21 protein-coding genes and 1 pseudogene are annotated in these 20,227 nt (G+C 70.5%); 10 read left to right on the forward strand and 12 right to left on the reverse strand.

Annotated features, from left to right (window positions below):
- Positions 1–76: 76 nt before the first annotated feature.
- The 4 genes from ilvA to Drose_RS33610 form a co-directional block, all read right to left on the reverse strand.
- On the reverse strand, positions 77–1,306 hold the full coding sequence (gene ilvA / locus Drose_RS33595; protein ID WP_260725267.1) for a threonine ammonia-lyase: 1,230 nt from the start codon (positions 1,304–1,306) through the stop codon (positions 77–79).
- Positions 1,303–2,025, reverse strand: a complete 723-nt coding sequence (locus tag Drose_RS33600; RefSeq protein WP_260725268.1) for a hypothetical protein — start codon at positions 2,023–2,025, stop codon at positions 1,303–1,305. The genes ilvA and Drose_RS33600 overlap by 4 nt, the downstream gene beginning before the upstream one ends.
- On the reverse strand, positions 2,022–3,410 hold the full coding sequence (locus tag Drose_RS33605) for an amidase (RefSeq protein ID WP_260725269.1): 1,389 nt from the start codon (positions 3,408–3,410) through the stop codon (positions 2,022–2,024). Before Drose_RS33605 ends, Drose_RS33600 begins: the two co-directional genes overlap by 4 nt.
- Positions 3,411–3,539: 129 nt before the next feature.
- The gene (locus Drose_RS33610) at positions 3,540–4,682 is read right to left on the reverse strand and encodes a cystathionine gamma-synthase (protein WP_260725270.1); all 1,143 of its coding nucleotides are present in this window, start codon (positions 4,680–4,682) and stop codon (positions 3,540–3,542) included.
- A gap of 34 nt (positions 4,683–4,716) precedes the next feature.
- Here Drose_RS33610 and Drose_RS33615 point away from each other — a divergent pair, with 34 nt between their 5' ends.
- From Drose_RS33615 to Drose_RS39240, 5 genes and pseudogenes are all read left to right on the forward strand, one after another.
- The gene (locus Drose_RS33615; RefSeq protein ID WP_390891468.1) at positions 4,717–5,130 is read left to right on the forward strand and encodes an HIT family protein; all 414 of its coding nucleotides are present in this window, start codon (positions 4,717–4,719) and stop codon (positions 5,128–5,130) included.
- A gap of 65 nt (positions 5,131–5,195) precedes the next feature.
- Positions 5,196–5,867: a peptide-methionine (S)-S-oxide reductase MsrA gene (gene msrA, locus Drose_RS33620; protein ID WP_260725271.1), complete on the forward strand. Its 672-nt coding sequence runs from the start codon at positions 5,196–5,198 to the stop codon at positions 5,865–5,867.
- Positions 5,868–5,920: 53 nt separating this feature from the next.
- The gene (locus Drose_RS33625; RefSeq protein ID WP_260725272.1) at positions 5,921–6,202 is read left to right on the forward strand and encodes a type II toxin-antitoxin system TacA family antitoxin; all 282 of its coding nucleotides are present in this window, start codon (positions 5,921–5,923) and stop codon (positions 6,200–6,202) included.
- 6 nt (positions 6,203–6,208) lie between these two features.
- Positions 6,209–6,700, forward strand: a complete 492-nt coding sequence (locus tag Drose_RS33630; RefSeq protein WP_260725273.1) for a GNAT family N-acetyltransferase — start codon at positions 6,209–6,211, stop codon at positions 6,698–6,700.
- Positions 6,701–6,711: 11 nt separating this feature from the next.
- Positions 6,712–6,812: pseudogene (locus tag Drose_RS39240) on the forward strand (peptide-methionine (S)-S-oxide reductase MsrA); the annotation flags it as partial.
- Between the two features lie 46 nt (positions 6,813–6,858).
- Here Drose_RS39240 and Drose_RS33635 read toward each other — a convergent pair.
- Entirely contained in the window at positions 6,859–7,011 is a 153-nt protein-coding gene (locus Drose_RS33635) for a hypothetical protein (protein ID WP_260725274.1), read from the reverse strand.
- Between the two features lie 499 nt (positions 7,012–7,510).
- On the opposite strand from Drose_RS33635, the gene Drose_RS33640 reads away from it, so the two are divergent.
- Positions 7,511–8,908: a helix-turn-helix domain-containing protein gene (locus Drose_RS33640; RefSeq protein WP_260725275.1), complete on the forward strand. Its 1,398-nt coding sequence runs from the start codon at positions 7,511–7,513 to the stop codon at positions 8,906–8,908.
- Here Drose_RS33640 and Drose_RS33645 read toward each other — a convergent pair whose 3' ends face one another.
- Entirely contained in the window at positions 8,909–9,466 is a 558-nt protein-coding gene (locus tag Drose_RS33645; protein ID WP_260725276.1) for an NUDIX hydrolase, read from the reverse strand.
- Between the two features lie 549 nt (positions 9,467–10,015).
- Between Drose_RS33645 and Drose_RS33650 the strand changes: the two genes are divergently transcribed.
- Positions 10,016–10,777, forward strand: coding sequence for a hypothetical protein (locus Drose_RS33650; protein WP_260725277.1), 762 nt, complete (start codon positions 10,016–10,018; stop codon positions 10,775–10,777).
- A gap of 60 nt (positions 10,778–10,837) precedes the next feature.
- On the opposite strand, the gene Drose_RS33655 is transcribed toward Drose_RS33650, so the two are convergent.
- Both Drose_RS33655 and Drose_RS33660 read right to left on the reverse strand, forming a co-directional pair.
- Entirely contained in the window at positions 10,838–12,016 is a 1,179-nt protein-coding gene (locus tag Drose_RS33655; RefSeq protein WP_260725278.1) for an IPT/TIG domain-containing protein, read from the reverse strand.
- Positions 12,017–12,366: 350 nt separating this feature from the next.
- Positions 12,367–12,657, reverse strand: coding sequence for a hypothetical protein (locus tag Drose_RS33660; protein WP_260725279.1), 291 nt, complete (start codon positions 12,655–12,657; stop codon positions 12,367–12,369).
- A gap of 224 nt (positions 12,658–12,881) precedes the next feature.
- Here Drose_RS33660 and Drose_RS33665 point away from each other — a divergent pair, with 224 nt between their 5' ends.
- On the forward strand, positions 12,882–14,555 hold the full coding sequence (locus tag Drose_RS33665; RefSeq protein WP_260725280.1) for an aminotransferase class V-fold PLP-dependent enzyme: 1,674 nt from the start codon (positions 12,882–12,884) through the stop codon (positions 14,553–14,555).
- 145 nt (positions 14,556–14,700) lie between these two features.
- On the opposite strand, the gene Drose_RS33670 is transcribed toward Drose_RS33665, so the two are convergent.
- The 4 genes from Drose_RS33670 to Drose_RS33685 form a co-directional block, all read right to left on the reverse strand.
- Complete coding sequence (locus Drose_RS33670; protein WP_260725281.1) at positions 14,701–15,948, reverse strand: acetyl-CoA C-acetyltransferase; 1,248 nt, start codon at positions 15,946–15,948, stop codon at positions 14,701–14,703.
- A 63-nt stretch (positions 15,949–16,011) separates the two neighbouring features.
- Complete coding sequence (locus tag Drose_RS33675) at positions 16,012–16,794, reverse strand: SGNH/GDSL hydrolase family protein (protein ID WP_260725282.1); 783 nt, start codon at positions 16,792–16,794, stop codon at positions 16,012–16,014.
- Positions 16,791–17,813: an SGNH/GDSL hydrolase family protein gene (locus tag Drose_RS33680; RefSeq protein ID WP_390891264.1), complete on the reverse strand. Its 1,023-nt coding sequence runs from the start codon at positions 17,811–17,813 to the stop codon at positions 16,791–16,793. The genes Drose_RS33675 and Drose_RS33680 overlap by 4 nt, the downstream gene beginning before the upstream one ends.
- Before the next feature lie 95 nt (positions 17,814–17,908).
- Positions 17,909–18,322, reverse strand: a complete 414-nt coding sequence (locus Drose_RS33685; RefSeq protein ID WP_260725283.1) for a PPOX class F420-dependent oxidoreductase — start codon at positions 18,320–18,322, stop codon at positions 17,909–17,911.
- A 122-nt stretch (positions 18,323–18,444) separates the two neighbouring features.
- Between Drose_RS33685 and Drose_RS33690 the strand changes: the two genes are divergently transcribed.
- Positions 18,445–18,795, forward strand: coding sequence for a YkvA family protein (locus tag Drose_RS33690; RefSeq protein WP_260725284.1), 351 nt, complete (start codon positions 18,445–18,447; stop codon positions 18,793–18,795).
- 28 nt (positions 18,796–18,823) lie between these two features.
- On the forward strand, positions 18,824–20,188 hold the full coding sequence (locus Drose_RS33695) for a cystathionine beta-synthase (RefSeq protein ID WP_260725285.1): 1,365 nt from the start codon (positions 18,824–18,826) through the stop codon (positions 20,186–20,188).
- Positions 20,189–20,227 lie beyond the last annotated feature (39 nt).

A 20,227-nucleotide genomic window follows, 5' to 3' on the forward strand; every position in this document is an offset into this window, starting at 1 on the left:
GCATTCTAGGAGTGTCTCGGCACCACAACCGCAAGATCAGCAAAGGTGGGTCCGGTCGACGGCGAGGGACACCGCACTAGACGTCGAAGGTCACCGTGTAGCCGGCCGAGCGGAGCGCGTTCACCAGCCGATCGGAGTGCTCGGCGCCGCGGGTCTCGACCGAGAGCCCGATCTCCACCTCGCCGAGCCGGAGGCGCGGATCTTGGCGGCGGTGCGCGACGTCGACGACGTTGGCGCCCTGCTCGGCGATGTACGCCAGCAGCTTGGCCAGGTGCCCCGGGCGGTCGCCGCAGCGGACCGTGAAGGCCAGGTACCGGCCCGCGGCGGCCAGGCCGTGCTCGATCACCCGCAGCATGAGCATCGGGTCGATGTTGCCGCCGGACAGGACCGCGACGGCCGGCGTCTCGACCTCGACGACGCCCGCGAGCAGCGCGGCGACCCCGACGCTGCCGGCCGGCTCCACGACCGTCTTGCCCCGCTCCAGCAGCATCAGCAGCGCGCGGGAGATGTCCTCGTCGGTGACCGTGACGACCTCGTCCACCAACTTGCCGACGTGAGCGAAGGTGAGATCGCCCGGGCGGCCGACCGCGATGCCGTCGGCGATGGTGCCGAACGACTTCAGCCGCACCGGGCGGCCTTCGCGCAGCGAGACCGGGAAGGCGGCCGCGCCCTCGGCCTGCACGCCGATGATCCGCACGTCGGGGCGCTTGGCCTTGACGGCCACCGCGAGGCCGGAGATGAGCCCGCCGCCGCCGATGCCCGTCACGATCGTCCTGGCGTTGGGCACCTGCTCGATCAGCTCCAGGCCGAGCGTGCCCTGGCCCGCGATGATGTCGGGATGGTCGAAGGGGTGGATCAGCACGGCACCCGTACGGTCCGCGAACTCGTGGGCGGCGACCAGCGCCTCGTCGACGGTGGCGCCGACGAACTCCACCTGGGCGCCGTAGTTCTTGGTCGCGGCGATCTTCGGTAGGGGCGCGCCGACCGGCATGAACACGGTGGTGGTGATGCCGAGCAGGCCGGCCGCGAGCGCGACACCCTGCGCGTGGTTGCCGGCGCTCGCCGCGACGACACCGCGGCGGCGCTCCTCCTCGCTCAGCCGGGCGATCCGAACGTAGGCGCCGCGCACCTTGAACGAGCCGGCGCGTTGCAGGTTCTCGCACTTGAGCCACGTGTGCCCGCCGAGTTTGGCGGTGAGTGGCCGGCTGGGCTCCACCGGGGTCCGGCGGATCACACCTGCCAGCAGTTCCTTTGCCGCTTCGATGTCGGCAAGCGTCACGAGTTCCGATGGGACGGCGACGGTCATTCCCTGATCGTGCCACCCACGGTGGTCGGTGTTGCGTGCGCGGGCAGAACTACCGTCCAGTCGTCATTCGCCGGGCGCAGGGCGGTGATCGCGGCCGGCAGCAGGGTGACGCCGCGCAGGCGGGCCACCCGGCCGTACTGCGCGCTGGTCGTCCGGGCGATCAGCAGGAGGGCGAAGACCGCGGCGACGACGAACAGCGCGGCGCCGGGCAGGCGCAGCATGAGCTGGCGGCCGAACAGGTCGGCCACGAGCGCGCCGTCGACCGGGTGACCGGCCGCCGCCTGGTCGCGCACGTCGCCGATCTCGTCGACGTTGTCGAGCCCGGCGACGAGGCCCAGGCCGGTCACCAGGCAGGCGGCCAGCAGGCTCACCCGGAACAGCCAGCTCAGCACGGTCATCCGCCGACGCAGCTCGGGCGACCGGCCGACGCTGCCCGTGGTGACCTTCCGGGGCTCCACGCCGAAGGCGGCAAGGTTGGACCGCGCGCGAGTGAGCCAGCCCGCGAACGCGATCGCCGCCACCAGAGCGGTGGCGGCGAGCAGGATCCACGCGACGATCCGCACCGTGGCGGCGAGGGCCGCGGCCCCGGCGCCGGGGCGGTGGGCGGCCCAGATGTCCGCCAGCGGCACGAAGGCGATCAAGAGTTGCGCGAGCGCGGTGCCGGCCACCCCGAGCATCGCGGTGGTCGCCCAGTGCGAGATGGCGCGGATCCTGGTCACCGCAGCCGGGCCGCCATCCGCGGCCACCCGGGCGCGTGCCGGCGCCACGGTGCCCGCTCCTCGATCTGCCCGGCCAGACCGAGCAGCAACAGCTCAGCGCCCGGCGCTCCGACGAGCTGCACCGCGGCCGGCAGGCCGTCGGGACGCACGCCGACCGGGACGACCAGGGCCGGGAAGCCGGCGAAGTTCCACGGCGCCGCGTAGGGCGCGTATCGGGCGTTGGCCAGCATGTTCGCCGTCCAGGACCGAGCCGACCAGCGCTGCGCGGCCGGCGGTGCGGCCGCCAGGGCCGGGGTGACGAGAACGTCGAACCGGCCGTCGGCGAACCAGTTCTGGCACCGCTCGCGCCAGGTGGCCCGGTCGGCGTCGCGGACGAGGCCCCGAGCCAGCGCCTGCTCGCCGAGTGCGGCGTGGCGCCGGGTCCGCGGTTGCAGACGCTCGCGGTCGGCCTCGACGGTGTCCAGGTGCACCGCGGCGAACCAGGTCGCGAGGACCTTGGTCGCCAGCGACGGCGGGTAGACGGGGTCGGCGCGGACCGCCTCGTGCCCCCGGGCGAGCAGCAGCCGGACCGCGTCGCTGAGCCCCTGCCGCGCGCCCGCGTCCGCGAAGACCCCGGCGACGGGGCTGCGGAGGGAGACCGCCACGCGGAGCGTTCCCGGCGGTGTGAGCGCCTGAGGTGTACGGCCGGCGAGCACCGAGAACCCGAGATGCGCATCGGCGACCGTGGTGGCGAGGATGCCGTTCTCGGCCAGCCCGTACCAGTCGTTGGCGCCGATGCCGGCCGGCACCACTCCCCGGCCGGGCTTGAGCCCGACGATGCCGCAGCAGGCGGCCGGGATGCGCACCGAGCCGAGGCCGTCGTTGCCGTGGGCGATGGGCACCAGACCGGCGGCGACCGCGGCCGCCGAGCCGCCGCTAGAGCCGCCCGGCGTCCGGTCGGTGCGCCACGGGTTGCGGGTCACGCCGTCGGCGTCGTCGGTGACCGCCCAGATGCCGAGCTCCGGCATCCGCGTGACCCCGACGACCACCGCGCCGGCACCCCGGAGCCGCCGGACCACCTCGTGGTCCCGGTCGGCGACCGGCCCCCGGGCGGCCGCCGACCCGTTCCACGTCGCCAGGCCGGCGACCGGGGTGTTCTCCTTGACCGCGATCGGCACCCCGGCGAGCGCCAGGTTGCCGAGCTCGGGCTGCTCGTCGACCGTCTCCGCCTCGGCGATCGCGGCGGCGGCGCGCACCTCACGGAACGCGCCGACGATGCGGTCGTAGGCCCGGATCGAGTCGAGGTGATCGGCCACGACCTGCGTGGCCGACGTGTCACCGCGCCGGACGGCACGGGCGATCTCCCTGGCGGTGGCGCCTACCCAGGTGGTGGAGCGGTGCAGCATTCGGGACACCTTCCGTACCGGCGGCGGGTGCGGTCTAGCGCCTGTTTCAACGTTCGCCGGGTGCGCGCCGGGCTCGGGGCGTTCGGCCCGCCGCAGCCCGGCCTCAGCCATGAAACAGGCGCTAGTGTCTCAACGAGCGAGGGCCTGCTCCAGGTCGGCCAGAAGATCGTCGATTGTTTCGATCCCGACGGACAGGCGGACGAGGTCCGAAGGTACCTCCAGCGGGCTGCCCGCGGCGCTGGCGTGGGTCATGCGGCCGGGGTGCTCGATCAGCGACTCCACCCCACCGAGCGACTCGCCGAGGACAAACAGCTTGGCGCGGTCACAGATCTCGACCGCGTGCTCCTCGCCGCCTCGCGCGCGGAAGCTGACCATCCCGCCGTACCGCTTCATCTGCTTCGCGGCGATCTCATGCCCGTGGTGCTCCGGCAGACCCGGGTAGAGCACCTGAGCGACGGCCTTGTGCCGCTGGAGGAACTCGACGACCTTCTCCGCGTTGTCGCAGTGGCGGTCCATGCGCACGCCGAGGGTCTTGACGCCGCGCAGCGTCAGCCAGGAGTCGAACGGGCCGGCAACCGCGCCCATCGCGTTCTGGTGATAGGCGAGGTTCTGCATCAACTCCTCGTCGACGCCCACGAGCGCGCCGCCGACGACGTCGGAGTGCCCGCCGACGTACTTCGTGGTGGAGTGCACGACGACGTCGGCGCCGAGGTGGAGCGGCTGCTGGAGATACGGCGAGGCGAAGGTGTTGTCGACGACCAGCAGCGCGCCGCGGTCGTGGGCGACCTGGGCGAGGGCCGCGATGTCGGCGATGCCGAGCAGCGGGTTGGTCGGCGTCTCGACCCAGACGATCTTCGTGCGGTCGGTGATCGCCTCGCGGACGGCGTCGACGCTGTGGATGGAGGCGGCGGTCCAGTCGAGGCCCCAGCGCTGCGCGACGCGGGCGAAGAGCCGGTAGGTGCCGCCGTATGCGTCGTCGGGGATGACGACGTGGTCGCCCGGCCGGCAGACCGTGCGGAGCAGGGTGTCCTCGGCGGCGAGGCCGGACGCGAACGCGAGGGCGCGGCGTCCGCCCTCGAGTGCGGCGAGGCACTCCTGGAGTGCGTCACGGGTGGGGTTGGCGGTGCGGCTGTACTCGTACCCCTGACGCGGCTGTCCGACCGCGTCCTGAGCGTAGGTGCTGGTCTGGTAGATGGGCGGGATCACCGCGCCGGTCGTGGGATCCGGCTCCTGTCCGGCGTGGATGGCGAGCGTCTCGAAGCCGTGGTTCATGGCACCGACCATAGTGGCGGATAGGCTGGCATGCGTGTCGGCCTGTCTTTTCTGCGCCATCGCGTCGGGCTCCGCTCCGGCGTTCATGGTGGCCTCCTGTGATTCAGCCGTCGCGTTTCTCGACATCCGCCCGGTCTTCAAGGGACACCTGCTCGTGACGCCACGCTCGCACGTGGTGACCCTGCCGGATCTGCCGTCATCCGAGTTGGCGCCATATTTCGGATTTGTACAGGCTGTGGCGCGCGCGGTGGAGACGGGACTCTCGGCGGGCGGGACCTTCGTCGCGATCAACAACAAGGTCTCGCAGAGCGTGCCGCACCTGCACACACACGTGGTGCCGCGGACGAAGGGCGACGGCCTGCGCGGCTTCTTCTGGCCGCGCACCAAGTACGAGTCGGACGACGAGGCGCGGTCCTACGCGGAGAAGATCGCAGCCGTAATGCCTTGATAAGGCATCTCGCGCGGTGGCGCGGCAGACTTGAGTCCGAGCACCTCAAGTTTAAGGAGCTGATTGTGTTCCTGCGGTACAAGAAGCAGCTAGACCTGCCGACCCCGGAGTCGGCCCTGCCCGGCCGTGACGTCGAGATGCCCGTCGCCGCGAAGCACACCGTCCTCGGCACCCCGCTGCGCGGCCCCTGGCCGGCCGGGCTCGAGGTCGCCTATTTCGGCCTGGGCTGCTTCTGGGGCGCGGAGCGGATCTTCTGGCGTATCCCCGGCGTCTACTCGACGTCGGTGGGCTACCAGGGCGGCATCACGAAGAACCCGACCTACGAGGAGGTCTGCTCCGGCATGACCGGCCACACGGAGGCGGTCCAGGTGGTGTACGACCCGGCGAAGGTGTCCTACGAGCAGCTACTGAAGGCGTTCTGGGAGAACCACGACCCGACCCAGGGCATGCGCCAGGGCAACGACGTGGGCACCCAGTACCGCTCGGCGATCTACACCACGACCCCCGCCCAGGCCGCCACGGCCGCCACCACCCGCGAGGCGTTCGCCCCGGTGGTGCGGGCCGCCGGCAAGGGCGAGATCACGACGGAGATCGCCGAGGCCGGACCGTTCTACTACGCCGAGGACTACCACCAGCAGTACCTCTCCAGTGACAAGAACCCCGGCGGGTACTGCAACCACGGTCCGAACGGCATGACCTGCCCCATCGGCGTCGCAACGGTCCCCGACGCCTCCTGAGGTGGAGATTTCCCTTGCTGTCCGTACAATCGTACGGACAGCAAGGGGGCTCGATGACCATCGCAGCATCCGCGCGCTTCGAGTTCCGCCTGCGGCCAGAAGCCAAAAGACGGATCCAGCAAGCGGCAGATCTCGTGCACGAGAGCACGTCAGACTTCGCACGGACGGCGGCGGAAGAGCGCGCCGAACGCGTCCTGCGAGAGCACATGATGGCCACCGCTGTGCCGGCGGAGTTCTTCGACGAGCTTCTTGCCGCGCTCGACCAGCCGGCAACGCCGAACCAAGCGCTGCAGGCCGCCGCGCAACGGGCTCGCCGCATCGTGGAACGACGATAAGCCCAGGTGCCGTTCATCAGCGAAGCCCTGAGCGAGCAGCACGACACCAGCTTCTTCGACAGCAGTAAGCCCGACCTCGATGACTGGCTCCAGCAGCACGCGATGACGACCGAGGCCCGGCGCACGGGCCGCACGTTCGTATGGGACGAGGATCGTCGCGTAGTCGCGTACTACACAATCGCCGCGCATCTCATCGTGCGCCAAGACCTTCCTCGCGCACTCGGCCGGGGCTATCCAGCTCAGATCCCGGCCGTGCTGCTCGCCCGCCTTGCACTCGACAAGACTCTGCACGGTCAGGGCCACGGCGGCGTACTGCTCTCCGACGCGCTCCACCGGATCGTCGTCGCCACACAGACCGTTGCCGCCAGGTTTGTGGTCATCGACGCGATCGACGGGGCGGCCCACGGCTTCTATCAGCACCACGGCTTCCGAGAGATCCCCGGATCGATGCGCCTGGTCCAGAAGGTCAGCGACATCGCCGCCGCACTTTGCCTCTGAGGTACTCCAACCACCAGCAGTACCTTTCAAGTGACAAAACCCCAACGGGTACTGCAACCATGGCCCCAACGGCATGACCTGCCCCATCAGGGTCGGAACGCTGCCTGCCTGATCCCTCGACGAACGAAACGGGCGCCCCTCATCGGGCGCCCGTTTTGCTACCTGCTGGGGACCATGACGGTCCGGCCGTCGACCACCTTGGCGACCAACAACCCGGTGATCACCACCCCATGCTGGGGGTGAGTTTCGACTCGACACTTGCCGGTGTCGATCAACAGCCGGGCCGTCTGCTGTGCACCGCGTTCCTCCATACAAGCTCCTTATCGCCGCTGATTTCTCGGTGACACGTTGATCAGGCGCCACGGTGAACCGTCCGGCACAAGGTGTGCCGCCTCCATCCCGATGTCGGCGAGCTGGCGGCCGACACATGGGTAGTACTGGTACGGCCGGCACACCTGGCACCAGCCGTCCGGACCGGGTTGGTGATCGCCGAAGAGTCGGCGGCTGACCTGCCACATGAGCCGGTTCCGGCACTGGGCCGGCGGATCGAGCGGCGGATTGGTGCGGTTGTACGGCAGCACGGTCACTGCGAGCCTCCCGTGATGACGACGGCTGGTTTGGACGGCAGCCGGGATGAGCGGGATACGGGACCCGGCGACCGCCCAGCCGCGGTGGTCCCTGACGCCTCCACTCACCCCGGCGCCGACTCCGACCATTCCGTAGGTCTCCCTGCTCGGGCATGGCGTCGACGCATGTCACCGTGACATGACGTGCTCGACTCCTCACCGAGGCCGCCTTACGCTCGGCCACATGGCGCACCGAGCCAGCGACCCGCTGCGCGTCCCGGACGAGTTCTGGGCGCGCGACGACGTGCGAGGCGCGCTCACCGAGCGTGACATCGGCACGCTGTTCCAGCTCGTCCGCCGTCATACCGGCGCCAGCCAGACCCAGCTCGGCATAGCGGCCGGGCTCGAACAGGGCTACGTCAGCCGGATCATGGCCGGGCGCAAGGTGATGGTGATCGACGTCTTGGAACGGATCGCCGACGGATTCGGCATGCCGTCGACACCGCGCGTCCTGCTGGGCCTCGCGCCGGGCGGTCACGCCTCGGCCGGCCTGGAACCCCCGGCGGCGGTGTCCGGGACCTGGCAGGACGGCGTAGCGGCTGCGGTCGAGTTGTGGCGAGGTGACGTGGAACGTCGGGAAGTCCTGCGGTACGGCGCCTTCACGGCGGCGGGCTTCACATTGCCCGCGCTGCGCTGGTTCACCGGTGAGGGTCAGGTCGACCTGGCCAAGACCGGCCAACGGGCGGTCGGTCAACCCGACGTTGACATGATCCGCGAGATGACCGGCACCTTCCGGCAGCTCGACAACCAGTACGGCGGCGGCCGCCTGCGGCAGACCCTCGTGCGCTACCTCGACAACGAGGTCACTCCCCTGCTCCGCGACGGCCGCTTCGACCACGCCACCGGCCGCGCGCTGCTCAGTGCCTCGGCCGAAGCCACACAACTCGCCGGTTGGATGGCGTACGACGACGGCGAACACGCGCTCGGCCAGCGCTACATGATCCAGGCGCTCGACCTGGCGAAGGCCGCCGACGACAAGCCGCTCGGCGCGGAGATCCTGGCCGCGATGAGCCACCAGGCCGTCTACCTCGGCGACTCGGCAGTAGCGGTCGAGCTTGCCCGGGCCTCCGGCCGAACGGCGGACCACGCCGGCGTGCCGGTCCTCGTCGCCGAAGCGCTCGTAATGCAGGCCCACGCGCACGCCCGCCTCGGCGACGCGATGACGTGCGCCGCGCTGCTCAGCCGCGCGGAGGTGGCGCTCGACCGGGCCGATCGCAGCCGCGACCCGCAGTGGATCTCGTACTTCGACGAGGCGTACCTGGCCGCCCGCTTCGGCCACTGCTTTCGCGAACTCAAGCAGGGCAAGCAGGCCGAGCGGTTTGCGGTGCAGTCGCTCAAGATGGACAGCCGTTACGTGCGCGGCCGAACGTTCAACCTGCTCCTCCTCGCCATCGCGTGCGCCCAGGTCGGTGACGCCGCACGGGCCTGCGCGATCGGCGACAAGGCGCTGGAACTCACCACACGACTGCACTCGGCGCGGGCACACGGTTACCTCCGCGAGTTGCAGAACAGCCTTGCGCCATACGGGAAGTCGCCAGTCGTGCGGCAGTTCAACACGCGGGTGAGCGCCCTGCTGCGGTAGCTATTCCTTGCGCATCGCCAGCAACCGCAGCAAGCCCGCGACGGAGGCGGCGCCGACGATCTCACCTCGCGCGATCAGGTCAAGGGCGTCGTCGAGCGGGATCCATCCGATACGTTCGGCCTCGTTGACGTCGATCGGCGCGCCGGTGAGGTGTGCTCCCCTGCCGAGGTACAGCAGGTTCTCGGCGTCGGCGGTGCCGACCATCGGCTGGATCGACAGCAGGAACTCGACCTCACGGGGCCGCCAGCCGGTCTCTTCTTCGACCTCTCGGGCGGCGGCGATGGCCGGGTCCTCGGCATCGTCGACGTAGCCGCCCGGCAGCTCCCACACCCAGCGGTCGATGATGAACCGGTGCCGCCACATCATGAGCACCCGGTCCTCGTCGTCGACGACGAGCATCATGGCGGCCTTGGGCACGCGGAGCACGTACTGCTCGAACCGCACGCCGTCGGGTAGTTCAACTTCGGCGATGCTGAGCTTCGCCCGGCGGGTGTCGTCGACGATGCGCTCACCGTGGATGGTCCAGCGGGTCAACTCGGCTGAGCGTCCGTCCGTCACGCATCGACGATAGCGAAGCCGCCGCGCTGGCCGATGCCGGCGCGTGCGGCGCCAGCAGGCTGAGCGCGAGCGGCGACCACCTCAGCCACTCATCCCGTTGGCAAGCCGCAAAGCGGCGCGGCAGCCGAGCGCCCCAACCAGGACGGTGCTCAGCCACCCACGCGCTCGTCGCAGCCCCGGCCGCTTTCCGATGTGTCTCGCTGGCGGCGTCGCGTTCGCCACAATCTACGTCCTGCGGTGAAAGACAGATCAGGCGACAGAGCCCGACCGGTTCGAGGACAGCGCTGAGTCAGAACCGGCGGGGAAGGTCCTGAGGCGGTATTCGAAGTGGTGGTAAATCCAGGTTAACGCCCTCCAACTCGAACGCCGAACCTCCTCGGTGTGAACCCGGGCGGTGCTCGCCACCGACCAGACGAGCAACCCGACCAGCAGCCAGTTCGCGAGAATTGATCGGATATATACGGACAAAATGGGATCATGAGGGCTCGGGGCCAACCGCCCGTGAACAGGAGGGCGACCGGTCATCGATCACCGCGAAGGATCACCAGCATGCACAACGACGACCTCGGTACCGGTCGGCGCCTCAGGGCCCGACCGATACTTCTGGGCGCGGCCGGACTCATGGCGGTGCTCACCACCACCGGTGCGGCCGCCCAGCAGGGGGCCAATGCGGCGAAGACCGCCGATGCCGCCCGCGCCGAAACACCGTCGGCGGCCGCCGGCGCCGAACCGGGCACCAGCACCGACCCGGGAAGCGGCGCAAGCCCGACCGGCAGCGCAAGCTCGACCGGCAGCATGAGCCCGGGCAGCCCGGGACAGAGCGGCACCGCCCCGATCGGCGCGGGCCAGAGCGGCGGCCCAGGCCCGACCGCCGGAGCCGGCACAGCTCCGGGCGGCGCGACGAGCCCCGGCGCCACCACCGCCGGCCGTGCGAGCGCGAGCGCCAGCCCGAGCGCCACAGCCGGTACACCTGGAACACCCGGCGCCGAACCGGCAATCTCCATCCGCAATACGGGCTCGCTGCAGACCGACCGGGCCACGCTCCGCGTCGTGTCCGGCCGGACGGACCTCACCGGCCAGCGTGAGCTGGGCTGGGTGGCGGGCCAGGGCGAGCCGTTCGGCTCCGCGCGCTGCACGCAGGAGCTGCGGCTCGTACCGGGCGGGCCCGTCGTCACGAAGCCCGAGCTGCTGATCTGCTGGCGGACGAGTCCGGTGAAGAGCGTCTACACCGTCGCCGTCTCCCTCGACGGGCACCCGTCGCGGGAGATCAGCGTCGCCGCGATCGACGAGGCGTGGGACGAACTCCGGTAGCCGGCACAAGAACAGAGCGGGGCGCCCCGGCCGGGGCGCCCCGCTTGTCGTTTCAGCGGATCACAGGTAGGCGGCGACGGTGAAGGTCGCGCCGCTGGAGATGATCGACTGATTGCGCTGGGCCGCGGTGGCGCCGATCGAGCCGTTGGCCACGACGGTCACCGTGTAGGTGCCTTCGGGGACGATGGCGTTGGACGTGCCGCCGTTGTTGAGCTTCAACGTGCACAGCAGTTCGCTGTCCGAGACCGTGATGACGTCGGTGCACTCGATCACCTGGCCGTTGGTCTTCACGCCGCTGTTGTCGGCCGGGTCGTACTGGCCCTTGACGAGGTACACGTGGGCGTTGGCCTCGTCGAAGGTGGCCGCGTCCGGGGCCGAGTTGGCCGTGGAGGCGAAGTTCAGGCCGGAGAAGCCCACACCGAGGACGTCGAGCGTGATGTTCGCGCTGTTCGGCGCGGTGTTCGGCAGCACGGTGATGCCGTTGGTGAAGGTGAAGGTGCCGCTCGACTGCACGGTGCCACCGGCGGTGGTCACCGAGACGGTGAACGGCCCACCGGCGGTGTGCGCCGGAGTGATGGCCGTGAACGTCGTCGCGTTGATCGGCGTCACGTTGGTCATGGCCACGCCGCCGACGCTCGCCGTGATCGAGCCAGCGGTCGTCGGGAACGCCGTGCCGGTCACGGTGACCAGGGTGCCGCCCTGCGCCGGGCCGGTGGTCGGCGAGACCGTCGTCGCGGTCGACGGGGTGGCGACGGAGTAGGAGGCGTTGGAGATCAGCGGGCTGCCCGTCACGCCGGTGGCGGCGACCGTGGTGCCCGAGTAGACGCAGAGTCCGTACTTGCCGGCCACGGTGAACGTGGGCATCTTGATCGCGATCTTGCTCGCCGTGATCAGCGTGACCGAGCCGCCGGCGGTGCCGACGCCGACGCCGATGATGGGCGCCGTGGCCGTGCCGCCGATGCCGGTCGTGGCGTTCACCGTCTGGTAGGTCGGGGTGCAGGTGCCAGCGGCGGAGAACTGGAGCTGGACGTTGACGACCGCGGCCGAGCTGTACGGCTTCGTACCGTCGGCGGTGGACGCCGTGACGGTGTTGCCGCCGGTGAGCGGGCCCGTGATGTTGCTGAGGGTGAGCAGGCCGGCAAAGGCCGGGGCGGCCGTGGCGACGAGCATGCCGGCGGCGAGGCCGGCGACCGCGGTGGCTCTTCCGAGCGACCCGCCGATGAGTTTCTTCACGTGCATGTTTGTGGTCTCCTCCGGTGGTCACCACAGTGGGATACGAACTACATGACGTAAAGTAACAGCGTGATAGCTGAGAGTTACTCAAATCGGCACAAGAACGGCCCCGGCAGAACCGGGGCCCGAAGGGTTTTGGCAGGCGAGGGCACATCATCGCGATATATGCGGGGGAACCACGACCTGTGCCCTCGCCTGCCGGGTAGACCCGCCCGATCCCTGGGGAGGACGCCTGGCCGGAGGCGTTCGGAGCCGGCGGAGGCATGCCGGCGACCGTAACCCGGGCGGGTCTTTGTGTTGCGGGACTGCGTAGCGTTGGCGGGCGCGCCGAAGTCTCCGCTGGATCAACGATCGTGCTAGAGGAAGGTTCCCCGGTTGCCGCCGGCGCGGTGCCAACCGCCTCGCGACCGGGGCTTGCTACCGAGGTCGATGCGCCAGTCGGGCATCGTCCGAAGGCTGTACAGGTCGTGGCGGGCGGTCCACGCTTCGTTCCACGGGCGCCGGGACGCCTCGGCGGCGTTCTCCGCGAGCCGGCGTGGCGCGCACGGCCACTCCCGCCCGCACCAGAGGCACTGGCCGTCGGCGTCCGACTCGCTGTGCCGGCTCAGGATCTGTGTGGCGTCCCGCCATAACAGTCGATCGACCACGTCTGTTGGCTCGGACTGGTCAACACTGACCAACTTCCCTACCCCCAAACTCCATGAGGCTTCCTGAGAACCTCCGGACGAAACGTTAAACAGTCGGGCTCGCCGGCGGGGCGGACAAGCAGTGCGACATCCGCCCGACCACTCGAAAGAGGACGGCGTGGCGTACGGGAAGAAGGCCCGCCGAGCCCTTCGGGCGCTGCGGCGGTTGCCCGCATAATGACGCTATGGAGACCCCCCTCTTGTCACGGATCCGCGATGCGGTGATCGGCGACGACCAAGTGATGTGGGGCCCCTTCGGCGCCCGTCGCGTGACGTACGCGGACTACACGGCCTCCGGTCGCGCCCTCGACTTCATCGAACGGTTCGTCCGCGAGGAGGTCCTCCCGAGGTATGCCAACACCCACACGGAGTCGTCCGGCACCGGCCTGCAGACGACGCGCCTGCGCGAGGACGCCCGGCAGATCGTCAACCAGGCCGTCGGTGGCGACGCGGAGACGGTGGTCATCTTCACCGGCTCCGGCTCGACCGCCGCGATCGACAAGATGGTCCACATCCTGGGCCTGCGGGTGCCGGCCGGCCTCGAGGATCGGTACGAACTGTCCGCGCGGATCCCCGCCGAGGAGCGCCCGGTCGTGTTCATCGGGCCGTTCGAGCATCACTCCAACGAGTTGCCGTGGCGGGAGTCCATCGCGGACGTCATCGTCATCCCGGAGGATCACGACGGCCACATCGACCTGGCGCGCCTGCGGGCGGAGCTGGAGCGCCACGCCGAGCGGCCGCTGAAGATCGGCTCGTTCTCCGCGGCCTCCAACGTCACCGGCATCGTGAGCGACACGCACGCGATCTCGGCGCTGCTGCACGAGCACGGCGCGCTGTCCTTCTGGGACTTCGCCGCCGCGGCGCCGTACGTCGACGTGGCGATGTACGGGCCGAAGCCGGGCGAGCACAAGGACGCCGTGTTCATCTCGCCGCACAAGTTCGTCGGCGGCCCGGGAACCCCGGGTGTGCTGGTCGTGCGGCGCGAGGTCCTCACCAACCGGGTGCCGACCGTGCCCGGCGGCGGCACCGTCGACTACGTCAACCCGACCGACCACCATTACATCGCCGACCCCGCCCACCGCGAGGAGGGCGGCACACCTGCGATCGTCGAGTCGATCCGCGCCGGGCTCGTGTTCCAGCTCAAGCAGGCGGTGGGCACCGACACGATCCGCGGGCTCGAGGAGCGGTTCCTGCGCGAGGCGATCGCGTCGTGGCGGACCAACCCGAACATCGAGATCCTCGGCAACCTCGACGCGGCGCGGCTGTCGATCGTCTCGTTCGTGATCCGCCGGCCGCGGGGCCGCTACCTGCACCACAACTTCGTCGTGGCGCTGCTCAACGACCTCTTCGGCATCCAGTCTCGAGGCGGCTGCTCGTGTGCCGGCCCGTACGGGCACCGGCTGCTCGGCATCGACGTCGAGCGCTCGCACCGCTTCGAGCAGGAGATCATCGCCGGGTGCGAGGGGATCAAGCCGGGCTGGGTGCGGGTCAGCTTCAACTACTTCATCTCCGAGGCCGTGTTCCGGTACATCGTGGACGCGGTCCACCTCGTGGCCACCCACGGCTGGGCGCTGTTGCCGCAGTACCGGTTCGATCCGCAATCCGGGCTGTGGAAGCACCGCGACGGCCTGGTCGAGCCGCCGCTGCGGCTGTCGGAGCTGCGCTACGACGAGGCCGGCGAGCTGCGCTGGCCGTCACGGCACGAGCGGGCGCCCGAGTCCGCCCTGTCGGAGTACCTCCGGTTCGCCCGTGACCTGTTCGAGTCCCTGCCACCGGTCGACGAGCCGGACGGTGTCGTCTCCCCCGGCTTCGAGGCGCTGCGCTGGTTCGACCTGCCGGCGAAATCACTGCTGGCGTAACCGCGCCGCCCGAGTCATCCCATCGTGCGTCGTATCGGCCTCCCGAACCCCCACCCCGTCGATCTTGCAGTTGTGGTGCCTGACAAACCCGGACATTCAGGGAGTGTCATGGCACCACAACTGCAAGATCAACGGACCGAGGGGGTTAGGAGAGTCGCTCCAGGAGCATCGCCATGCCCTGACCGCCGCCGACACACATCGTCTCGAGGCCGATCGACTTGTCGTGCCATTGCAGTGAGTTGATCAGCGTGCCGGTGATGCGAGCGCCCGTCATGCCGAACGGGTGGCCGACCGCGATCGCGCCGCCGTTGACGTTGAGCTTCTCCAGCGGGATGCCGAGGTTGCGGTACGACGGGATGACCTGCGCGGCGAACGCTTCGTTGATCTCGACGAGGTCGACGTCGTCGACCGTCATGCCGGCGCGCTTGAGAGCGCTGCGGGACGCCTCGACCGGGCCGATGCCCATGATCTCCGGCGACATCGCGGTGACGCCGGTCGACACGATGCGCGCCAGCGGCGTGATGCCGAGCTCCCGCGCCTTGACGTCGCTCATGATGACCACGGCCGCGGCACCGTCGTTGAGCGGGCAGCAGTTGCCCGCCGTGACGCGGCCGTCGGGGCGGAACACCGGCTTGAGGGCGGCGACACCCTCCATCGTCACGCCGGCACGGGGGCCGTCGTCGGTCGACACCACGTCACCGGACGGCGTCGTCACCGGCGTGATCTCACGAGCCCAGAAGCCATTCTTGATCGCTGCTTCGGCGAGGTTTTGCGAGCGGACCCCGAACTCGTCCATCTCCTCGCGGGTCACGCCCTCGATCTCGGCGAGGTTTTCCGCGGTCTGGCCCATCGCGATGTAGATGTCGGGCAGTTCGCCGTCCTCGCGTGGGTCGTGCCAGTCGTCGGCACCGCCCTCGGCATGCTTGGCGGTGCGGGCGTAGGCGTCGGCGAACCGCGGGTTCTGCCAAGGGCCGCCGACCGCGCTCTGCGCCTCGGCGGGCAGCGCGTCGGAGTTTCCGCGCGCGAACCGCGACACGCACTCGACACCGGCCGAGATGAACACGTCGCCCTCGCCGGCCTTGATCGCGTGGAAGGCCATGCGGGTGGTCTGCAGGGACGACGCGCAGTATCGCGTGGTGGTCGCGCCCGGCAGGTGGTCGAACCCGAGCAGCGTGCCGACGACGCGGGCCATGTTGAAGCCCTGTTCACCGCCGGGCAGGCCGCAGCCCAGATAGAGGTCTTCAATGTCCCGCGGGTCGAGCTGCGGGACCTTGTCGAGTGCGGCCCGGACGATGGTGGCGGTGAGGTCGTCGGGGCGGAGGTCGCGCAACGATCCCTTCGCGGCACGGCCGATCGGGGACCGGGCAGTGGCGACGATGACAGCTTCCGGCATGACTTCACGCTACGCTTCGGTAACCGAACCGGGCGAGCGGCTGTGACAAACCTGTAGACGCTCTCAGGCGGCACCGCGGACCGCCGTCGCCTCCTCCACGGCCGGCAGCAGGGCGTGAGCCCAGACCCGGTAGCCGTCCGCCGACGGGTGGAATCCGTCGTGGCAGAGCGTGCCCGCGTCGGCCCGGAACACGGCACCCGTGCGGGCCGCCAGGTCGACGACCACCGCGCCGGCCGCCGAGGCGGCGGCCGCCTGCTGGCGGGCCATCCGCCGGCTGCGCAAGCCGAGTAGCTGCCGCAGCGGCGGCGCGAACGCGCGCAGCGCGCCGAAGTCGGGGCAGGTGCCGACCACCACGGGAATGGCGGCGTCGTGGAGCCGCCGGCACGCCGCGCCGAGGTGCTCGGCGGCGTCGACGGCCCGGCCGAGGTGCATGACGTCGTTGGTGCCGACGAGGAGGAGGGCGACGTCCGGCTTCGGCCCGACGAGGGCCCGCGCCACCTGCGTGGCCAGGTCGGACGAGCGCGAACCGGCCACCGCGACGCTGGACAGCTCCACCCGCCGGCCGGCCGAGCCCTCGGCGAGCAGCGCGGCGAGTTGGCCGCCGACGGTGTCCGCCACGCGGTCGACGCCGACGCCGAGCGCGGTCGCGTCGCCGAGCAGCACCAGCCGCATCGGCGGCTTGCCGGCGGCGCCGATCGACGAGCGCATCGCCAGCCGCATGTCGGGCTTCGCATACGTGCGGGTCCGGGCCGCGACCGCCTGGGCGGCCAGGACCGCGGCGCCGCCGACGGTCCCGGCGATCACCGTGACGGTCGCGAGGCGAGCGAACCGCCGGACAACGCTCATGTCAGCTCCTCACTGCGTGCGGCACTGGGCTGTCGCGCGGCCTGTTGCGGCAGCCGGTGCCACACCCGGTGGCGCAACTGCGCCCACCGGCCCGCCGGGCCGCGGTCCTTGCCGGCGACCTGGGTCGCGCTGACCTCGGTGCCGGGCCGGTGCACGGCCTCGACGGCAGCCTGCGGCAGGGAACGGATGCCCTCGCCCGACACGAGCGAGGTCACCGCGGCCGGAGTCGGCTCCGTCAACGCTGCCACGACGGTGGGCAACACGGCCTGGGCGGCGGCCAGGTAACCGGCGCCGGACGGGTGGAACCGGTCGACGCTGAACATCCGGTCGGGCTCCGCGTAGAACAGCTCGCCGAGCAGGTCGCCGAGCGACACCGTGCGGCCACCCGCCTCGACGACCGCGATGGTCTGCGCGGCGGCGAGCTGCCGGCTCCAGTGTCGCGCCAGCCAGCGCAACGGCGGCTGGATCGGCCGGATCGTGCCGAGGTCGGGGCAGGTCCCGACGACCACCTCGACACCGGCCGCGCGCAGTTTGCGCACCGCCTCGACCAGGTGCCGCACCGCGGAGACCACGCTCACCCGGTGCGTGACGTCGTTGCCGCCGACGCAGATGACCGCCACGTCGGGCCGGTGCCGCAGTGCCACCTCGACCTGCGGCGGGAGGCCATTGGACTCGGCGCCGACGACCGCGAGGCAGCGCGTCCAGACCGGCCGACGCTGCTGCTCGGCCAGGCCGGCGGCGACCGCCGCGGCGAAGGTCTCACTGGACTGCTCGGCACCGTAACCGGCCGCCGACGAGTCGCCGAGCACCACCAGGCGGATCGGCTCGCCGTCGTAGTCGGCGCCGTACGTGCCGTCGGCGCGCGGCGGCGGGCTGACCACCTGCGGGATCGTCTTGCGGGCCAGCATCGCCTGCCCGAGCACCAGCCCGTAGAACAGCACACCGGCCCCGGCGATGCCGCCACCGCTGACCGCGGCCGCTGTGGCGATTCGCCGCACCTGCTCTGACCGAAGCTTCAACGCCCCCGCCTTCCGTCCCCGAGGTCACCCGCGATCCCGAGGCTAATCTCCACTCCTCGAGTATTCGTCGGCATTCCTCCGGTTGGCGATCGTCCTCATCCCGACCGATCCGGCCCCGCCCGGGTCAGCTCCACCTGAATCAGCACCCTCTGCTCACGAAGCATCGCCGCACGGTAGTCATCCCAGTCGGGATGGTCCCCTCCGGTTGCCCGACGGTAGTAGTCGACCAAGCCTTCGACACTCTCCGGCGGCGGTACGATCACCGCCTCACCCTCGACCTGAATCCAGCGGCCGAAGAAGCCGTCGGGCAGCACGCACACCGCCGCCCACGGGTCACGCCGCAGGTTCTTCACCTTGAACGCCGCCAGCCGACTGCTGATCACCGCCCGGCCGGCGTCGTCGACCGCAACCAGCACCGGCGACATCTGCACGCCGCCGTCCGGCCGTCTTGTCGCCAGCACGGCGTGATGCTGCTCGGCCAGGACGGCTCGAGCCTCGTCGAGATCCATGTCGTCATTCTTACCGCGCCGATCCCAGCGACGGTTGCCGTTGGATGGTGACGGGCACCATTACATTCAGAGGGACCACGGGGACCACAGGGACCACAGGGACCACAGGGAGGTCTGACGACATGGCGGACAGCGCGCTGCGCCGGCGGATGGCGTGGACGGCCCTCGTGCGGGTCTTCAAGAAGGACACGCCGGGGCTCGGCAGGCGGCTGGCCGCCATCCCGCGAATGATCAAGGCGACCTTCAAGGGCGAATACGACGGCGGCGCCCGGCTGGCCATGATCGCTGCCGCCGGTGTCTACATCGTCTCGCCGATCGACGCCGTGCCCGAGCTCTTCCTGCTCGTCCTCGGCGTCGTCGACGACGTGGCGGTCGCGGGATACTTCGCGGGCGCCCTCCTCGACGAGCTCGAACGCTTCCTGGAGTGGGAGAAGCAGCGCGACAGCGTCATCCAGGGGCAGGTCGTCGGGTGACCCGGATTCGGGCTATACGCTGGGCGACGTGCGCTACTACGACAACGTCGTCGAGTTGGTGGGCAACACCCCCCTCGTCCGTCTCCGCAACGTCACCTCCGGCATCTCCGCCAAGGTCCTCGCCAAGGTCGAATACCTGAACCCCGGCGGCAGCGTGAAGGATCGCATCGCGCTGCGCATGGTCCAGGAGGCCGAGCGATCCGGCCTGCTCCAGCCGGGCGGGACGATCGTCGAGCCCACCTCCGGCAACACCGGGGTCGGGCTGGCACTGGTGGCCCAACTGCGGGGATACCGCTGCGTGTTCGTCTGCCCGGACAAGGTCAGCGAGGACAAGCAGAACGTCCTGCGGGCCTACGGCGCGGAGGTGGTCGTCTGCCCGACCGCCGTCGCCCCCGAGGACCCGCGGTCCTACTACAACGTGTCGGACCGTCTGGCCCGGGAGATCCCCGGGGCGTGGAAGCCCGACCAGTACGCCAACCCGGCCAACCCCCGCTCGCACTACGAAACCACCGGACCCGAGGTCTGGGAGCAGACCGACGGCCGGGTCACGCACTTCGTCGCCGGTGTCGGCACCGGCGGCACGATCTCCGGCGTGGGCCACTATCTCAAGGAGGTCTCCGGCGGCGCGGTCCAGATCATCGGCGCCGACCCGGAGGGCTCGGTGTACTCGGGCGGGACCGGCCGGCCGTACCTGGTCGAGGGCGTGGGCGAAGACTTCTGGCCGACCACGTACGACAAGACCATCTGCGACCAGATCGTCGAGATCTCCGACAAGGAGTCGTTCGAGCTGACCCGCCGCCTGGCCCGCGAGGAGGGCCTGCTCGTCGGCGGCTCCTGCGGCATGGCGGTGGCCGCGGCGCTGAAGGTCGCCCGCGAGGCTTCCGCCGACGCCGTGGTGGTCGTGCTGCTGCCCGACGGCGGCCGCGGCTACCTGTCGAAGATCTTCAACGACGATTGGATGGCGCGCTACGGTTTCCTCCGTACCGCCGAGGAGACCCCCACGGTCGCCGACGTCCTCACCGGCAAGGGCGGGCGGATGCCCGAGATGGTGCACGTCCACCCGAACGAGACGGTCCGCGACGCGATCGACTACATGCGCGAATACGGCGTCTCCCAGCTACCGGTGCTCAAGGCCGAGCCGCCGGTCGTCACGGGCGAGGTGGCCGGCTCGATCGCGGAGCGCGACCTGCTCGACGCCCTGTTCTCCGGCCAGGCCCACCTCCACGACATCGTCGAGCGCCACATGACCTCGCCGCTGCCCATGATCGGCGGCGGCCAGCCGGTCGGCGAGGCCGTGGCCCTGCTGGAAAAGGCCGACGCCGCGGTGGTACTGGTCGACGGCAAGCCCGCGGGCGTCATCACGCGCCAGGACCTGCTGGCCCACCTGACGTAGTCGTCTGCCCTGATCGTGGAGCGTTTTGGTCGCGTCCGC

The organism is Dactylosporangium roseum (assembly GCF_025264685.1).
GTDB lineage: Bacteria > Actinomycetota > Actinomycetes > Mycobacteriales > Micromonosporaceae > Dactylosporangium > Dactylosporangium roseum.